This window comes from Pseudomonas sp. 2VD (assembly GCF_005503585.1).
Taxonomy (GTDB): Bacteria; Pseudomonadota; Gammaproteobacteria; order Pseudomonadales; family Pseudomonadaceae; genus Pseudomonas; species Pseudomonas aeruginosa.
The window spans coordinates 1-5,676 of the sequence record NZ_SCND01000378.1 but is presented as its reverse complement, the minus strand read 5'-3'; the positions used below and the strand labels follow the sequence as shown (position 1 = coordinate 5,676).

Sequence of the window (5,676 nt, the reverse complement as noted above, 5' to 3'; positions counted from 1 at the left end):
GTGCCCAGCCGCGCGCCCCGCGCGAGGCCGCCGGCGACCCGGCGGCGATCGCCTACTCGCCGAGCGGCGCGCTGGTCTACCAGCCGAGCTGGCTCAGCCAGTTGCCCGTCCTGGCCACCCGCCTGGCGCTGCTCCTGCTGTTCGCCGCCTCGGTGCTGAAGCTCTCCGCGCAGAGCTACTCGCCATTCCTCTACTTCCAGTTCTGAGCGAGGCCCACGCCATGACACAGAGCATTTCCCGCCCCCTGCAATACGCCTATATCGCCGCCTTCGGCGGGCTGCTGCTGGGGCTCGCCGGATGGTCGCTGAAGAGCGTGCCGGGCTTCTCCGCCGCGGCCGATACGCCACTGCTCAACGGCAAGCTGGCGCACGCCTTCGAAGCCCACTACGACAAGGAATTCCCGATCAAGCGCCTGGGCACCAACCTCTGGGCCGCACTCGACTACACGCTGTTCCACGAAGGCCGCCCCGGCGTGGTGATCGGCAAGGACGGCTGGCTGTTCACCGACGAAGAGTTCAAGCCGGCACCGAGCGGCCAGCAACTGGAAGACAACTGGGCACTGGTACGCGGCGTGCAGCGGGAGCTGAACCGGCGCGGCGTCAAGCTGGTGCTCGCGGTGATCCCGGCCAAGGCCCGCCTGTATCCCGAGCACATCGGCCGCGAGCAGCCGGCCGCGCTGCACGACAATCTCTACCAGGACTTCCTGGCCCGCGCCCGCGCCGCCGGCATCGATAGTCCCGACCTGCTCGGCAGCCTGCGCCAGGCCAAGGACAACGGCGCGGTGTTCCTGCGCACCGACACCCACTGGTCGCCGCTCGGCGCGGAAACCGTGGCCCAGCGCCTCGGCGCGGAGATCCGCGAGACGCACCTGCTGGATGTGCCGGCGCAGAACTTCGTCACCCGCGTCGGCGAAGAACGCACGCACAAGGGCGACCTGCTCAGCTTCCTGCCGCTCGACCCGCTGTTCGACGAACTGCTGCCGCGTCCGGAGCAGTTGCAGCAACGCACCACCGAAGCCGCGCCGGCACTGCCGGGCGGCCAGCAGTCCGGCGCGGGCGACGACCTCTTCGGCGATAGCCAGCAACCGCGCCTGGCGCTGGTCGGCACCAGCTACAGCGCCAACCCCAGGTGGAACTTCGAGGGCGCGCTGAAACAGGCGCTGTCCGCCGACCTGATCAATTACGCGAAGGAAGGCAAGGGCCCCCTCGAACCGATGCTGGAACTGCTGCAGGACGAAGGCTTCCGCAAGGACCCGCCGCAACTGCTGGTCTGGGAGTTTCCCGAGCGCTACCTGCCGATGGCCAGCGACCTCAGCCAGTTCGACGCCGACTGGGTCGCCCAGCTGAAGGCCAGCGGCGGCCGCGACGAGCGCCTGGCCGCCAGCCGCAACGATTGAACGAACACAGCCAAGGCTGTTTACCCACGGGGCCGAGCGCCCCGCTGAAGAAGAAGCAACGGAGGAATACCCATGAACCCGATGACCCGCCGCCACACCTGGACCCGCCTGGCCTGCGCACTTTCCCTCGGCGTCGCCGCATTCGCCGCGCAGGCCGACGAGGGCGCCCTGTACGGGCCCCAGGCACCCAAGGGCTCGGCCTTCGTCCGCGCCTACAACGCCGGCAACAGCGAACTCGACGTGTCGGTCGGCAGCACCAGCCTGAACGACGTCGCGCCGCTCGGTTCCAGCGACTTCAAGTTCCTCCCCCCCGGCAGCTACACCGCCCAGGTCGGCCAGCAGAGCCTGCCGGTCAAGCTCGACCCGGACAGCTACTACACCCTGGTCAGCCAGCCCGGCGGCAAGCCGCAGCTGGTGGCCGAGCCGCCGTTCAAGAACAAGCAGAAGGCGCTGGTGCGGGTGCAGAACCTCAGCGGCTCGAAGCTGACCCTGAAGACCGCCGACGGCAAGACCGACGTGGTCAAGGACGTCGGCCCGCAAAGCCACGGCGACCGCGAGATCAACCCGGTGAAGGTGAACCTGGCGCTGTTCGACGGCAGCAAGAAGGTCAGCGACCTGAAGCCGGTCACCCTGGCCCGCGGCGAGGTGGTCTGCCTGTATGTCACCGGCAGCGGCGGCAAGCTCGCGCCGGTCTGGGTCAAGCGCCCGGTGAAGGCGGACTGAGACCGACCGGGAGGGGCTCGCCCCTCCCGGCATTCCACACAACAAGACCGGCCCGACACCGGCGCACCAACCGTCAGCGCTCCCGCAGAAGGAGCGCACTGGAGAGGTCACCCGGGGCTCCGTGGAGCCCGGTAACGAGATATCCCGCCGCGCGGCGGGATCCCTAGACAGACGCATCGCTTCAAGGAGAAACAACATGATCCCAGTAATCCTTTCCGGTGGCAGCGGCTCGCGACTCTGGCCTCTTTCCCGCAAGCAGTACCCCAAGCAGTTCCTCGCCCTTACCGGCGACGACACCCTGTTCCAGCAGACCATCAAGCGCCTGGCCTTCGACGGCATGCAGGCGCCGCTGCTGGTGTGCAACAAGGAGCACCGCTTCATCGTCCAGGAACAGCTGGAGGCACAGAACCTGGCGAGCCAGGCGATCCTCCTCGAACCCTTCGGCCGCAACACGGCGCCGGCGGTGGCCATCGCCGCGATGAAACTGGTCGCCGAAGGCCGCGACGAACTGCTGCTGATCCTTCCCGCCGACCACGTGATCGAGGACCAGCGCGCCTTCCAGCAGGCCCTGGCGCTGGCCACCAACGCCGCCGAAAAGGGCGAGATGGTGCTCTTCGGCATTCCCGCCAGCCGCCCCGAGACCGGCTACGGCTACATCCGCGCGAGCGCCGATGCGCAACTGCCGGAAGGCGTCAGCCGGGTGCAGAGCTTCGTCGAGAAGCCCGACGAAGCCCGCGCCCGCGAGTTCGTCGCCGCCGGCGGCTACTACTGGAACAGCGGCATGTTCCTGTTCCGCGCCAGCCGCTACCTGGAAGAACTGAAGAAGCACGACGCCGACATCTACGACACCTGCCTGCTGGCCCTGGAGCGCAGCCAGCACGACGGCGACCTGGTGAACATCGACGCCGCCACCTTCGAATGCTGCCCGGACAACTCCATCGACTACGCGGTGATGGAGAAGACCTCACGCGCCTGCGTGGTGCCGCTGTCCGCCGGCTGGAACGATGTCGGCAGCTGGTCGTCGATCTGGGACGTGCACGCCAAGGACGCCAACGGCAACGTCACCAAGGGCGACGTGCTGGTCCACGACAGCCACAACTGCCTGGTGCACGGCAACGGCAAGCTGGTCTCGGTGATCGGCCTGGAGGACATCGTGGTGGTGGAAACCAAGGACGCCATGATGATCGCCCACAAGGACCGGGTGCAGGACGTCAAGCACGTGGTCAAGGACCTCGACGCCCAGGGCCGCAGCGAGACCCAGAACCACTGCGAGGTCTACCGCCCGTGGGGCTCCTACGACTCGGTGGACATGGGCGGCCGCTTCCAGGTCAAGCACATCACCGTGAAGCCCGGCGCGCGCCTCTCGCTGCAGATGCACCACCACCGCGCCGAGCACTGGATCGTGGTTTCCGGGACCGCCCAGGTGACCTGCGACGACAAGACCTTCCTGCTCACCGAGAACCAGTCGACCTACATCCCGATCGCCTCCGTGCACCGCCTGGCCAACCCCGGCAAGATCCCGCTGGAGATCATCGAGGTGCAGTCCGGCAGCTACCTCGGCGAGGACGACATCGAGCGCCTGGAAGACGTCTACGGGCGCACCGCAGAACCGGCCCTGCACGTGGTTGCCGGCAGCCGCTGAAGCGTCGACCCAGCCCCCTGGCGAAGCGATCCGCCAGGGGGCTGTTTTTTTCCGACAACCTACGGGATTGACTTTCCCTGGCCCTCCCCATGTTTCCATGAAGTTTCCGGAATATTCACGGGGAGCGGACATCAAGTATTAATGAACCCTTAAAGAAACAGGACTCGGGTTATTAATAAAAGCCACTCAGAAAACACCCGAGATCCATTCCAACCAACCCTGCAAGCCCCTGAAAACGAGGCTTCCGGCTTTATCCTCCAGTTTCTTCGAGTTCGTTCAGTCTTCATTCAGCCGTTGTTAAGCGAGTCTTAACAAACGTTCAGGCAGCATTCAGCGACATATAAATAACCTCTTCGTACCGCCCTCCCAGTACCGAGGCTTCATTACATGTCACTGGACTTTCTGCCATTCTCCCGGCCAAGCATCGGCGAGGACGAAATCGCCGCCGTGGAGCAGGTCCTACGTTCCGGCTGGATCACCACCGGGCCGAAGAACCAGGAGCTCGAACAGCGCTTCGCCGAACGCCTCGGCTGCCGCCACGCGGTGGCGCTATCCTCGGCCACCGGCGCCCTGCACGTCACCCTGCTGGCGCTGGGCATCGGCCCCGGCGACGAAGTGATCACGCCGTCGCTGACCTGGGTCTCCACCGCCAACGTCATCACCCTGCTCGGCGCCACCCCGGTGTTCGTCGACGTCGACCGCGACACCCTGATGTGTTCGGCGCAGGCAGTGGAAGCCGCCATCGGCCCGCGCACCCGCGCCATCGTGCCGGTGCACTACGCCGGCTCCACCCTGGATCTCGAAGGCCTGCGCACGGTCGCCGGGCGCCACGGCATCGCCCTGGTCGAGGACGCCGCCCACGCGGTCGGCAGCGAATACCGCGGGCGCCCGGTAGGCTCCCGCGGCACGGCGATCTTTTCCTTCCACGCGATCAAGAACCTGACCTGCGCCGAAGGCGCGATGTTCGTCAGCGACGACAGCGCCCTCGCCGAACGGGTCCGCCGCCTCAAGTTCCACGGCCTCGGGGTCGATGCCTACGACCGCCTGAGCCATGGACGCAAGCCGCAGGCGGAAGTGATCGAGCCCGGTTTCAAATACAACCTGGCCGACCTCAATGCCGCCCTCGCGCTGGTCCAGCTCAAGCGCCTGGACGCGCTCAACGCGCGCCGCCAGGCCCTCGCCGAACGCTACCTGGAACGCCTCGCCGGCCTGCCGCTGGCGCCGCTCGGCCTGCCCGCGCACAAGCAGCGCCACGCCTGGCACCTGTTCATCCTGCGCATCGACGCCGAGGCCTGCGGCCTGGGCCGCGACGCCTTCATGGAAGCCCTGAAGGCGCGCGGCATCGGTAGCGGCATCCATTTCATCGCCAGTCACCTGCACCACTACTACCGCCAGCGCCAGCCGCGCCTGAGCCTGCCCAACAGCGAGTGGAACTCGGCCCGCCTGTGCTCCATCCCGCTGTTCCCCGACATGCGCGACGACGACATCGAGCGCGTCGCCCGCGCCATCGAGGAGATCCTGGAGAAACGTCGATGAAGCCCTATCCGATCGACCTGGTCTCGGTGGTGATCCCGGTCTACAACGAGGAAGCCAGCCTGCCCGAACTGCTGCGCCGCACCGAGGCCGCCTGCCTGGAGCTGGGCCGCGCCTTCGAGATCGTGCTGGTCGACGACGGCAGCCGCGACCGCTCCGCGGAACTCTTGCAGGCCGCCGCCGAACGCGACGGCAGCGCCGTGGTGGCGGTGATCCTCAACCGCAACTACGGCCAGCACGCGGCGATCCTCGCCGGCTTCGAACAGTCCCGTGGCGACCTGGTGATCACCCTCGATGCCGACCTGCAGAACCCGCCGGAGGAAATCCCGCGCCTGGTGGAGCGCGCCGCGCAGGGCTACGACGTGGTCGGCAGCATCCGCGC

5 protein-coding genes and 1 pseudogene are annotated in these 5,676 nt (G+C 67.2%); all 6 read left to right on the top strand.

Annotated features, from left to right (window positions below):
- Nucleotides 1-206 (top strand): annotated as a pseudogene (locus FFS27_RS33375) (MBOAT family O-acyltransferase); the annotation flags it as partial.
- A 14-nt stretch (nt 207-220) separates the two neighbouring features.
- Nucleotides 221-1,396 carry an alginate O-acetyltransferase gene (algJ, locus tag FFS27_RS27545; RefSeq protein ID WP_021265144.1) on the top strand — a complete coding sequence of 392 codons (1,176 nt, stop codon included), beginning with the start codon at nt 221-223 and terminating at the stop codon, nt 1,394-1,396.
- A 72-nt stretch (nt 1,397-1,468) separates the two neighbouring features.
- A complete protein-coding gene (gene algF, locus FFS27_RS27540; RefSeq protein WP_003092112.1) occupies nt 1,469-2,119 on the top strand; it encodes an alginate O-acetyltransferase AlgF in 651 nt (216 codons plus the stop codon).
- 196 nt (nt 2,120-2,315) lie between these two features.
- Nucleotides 2,316-3,761, top strand: coding sequence for a mannose-1-phosphate guanylyltransferase/mannose-6-phosphate isomerase (locus FFS27_RS27535; RefSeq protein ID WP_019484508.1), 1,446 nt, complete (start codon nt 2,316-2,318; stop codon nt 3,759-3,761).
- A gap of 387 nt (nt 3,762-4,148) precedes the next feature.
- Nucleotides 4,149-5,297, top strand: coding sequence for a UDP-4-amino-4-deoxy-L-arabinose aminotransferase (gene arnB / locus FFS27_RS27530; RefSeq protein ID WP_003119540.1), 1,149 nt, complete (start codon nt 4,149-4,151; stop codon nt 5,295-5,297).
- A partial coding sequence (locus tag FFS27_RS27525; RefSeq protein ID WP_137952346.1) for a glycosyltransferase occupies nt 5,294-5,676 on the top strand: 383 nt, incomplete at its 3' end. The genes arnB and FFS27_RS27525, both read left to right, overlap by 4 nt.

Bases quoted from the DNA above. Each gene is read 5' to 3' on its own strand.
- algJ (WP_021265144.1), top strand. From the start codon at position 221: ATGACACAGAGCATTTCCCGCCCCCTGCAATACGCCTATATCGCCGCC.
- algF (WP_003092112.1), top strand. From the start codon at position 1,469: ATGAACCCGATGACCCGCCGCCACACCTGGACCCGCCTGGCCTGCGCA.
- FFS27_RS27535 (WP_019484508.1), top strand. From the start codon at position 2,316: ATGATCCCAGTAATCCTTTCCGGTGGCAGCGGCTCGCGACTCTGGCCT.
- arnB (WP_003119540.1), top strand. From the start codon at position 4,149: ATGTCACTGGACTTTCTGCCATTCTCCCGGCCAAGCATCGGCGAGGAC.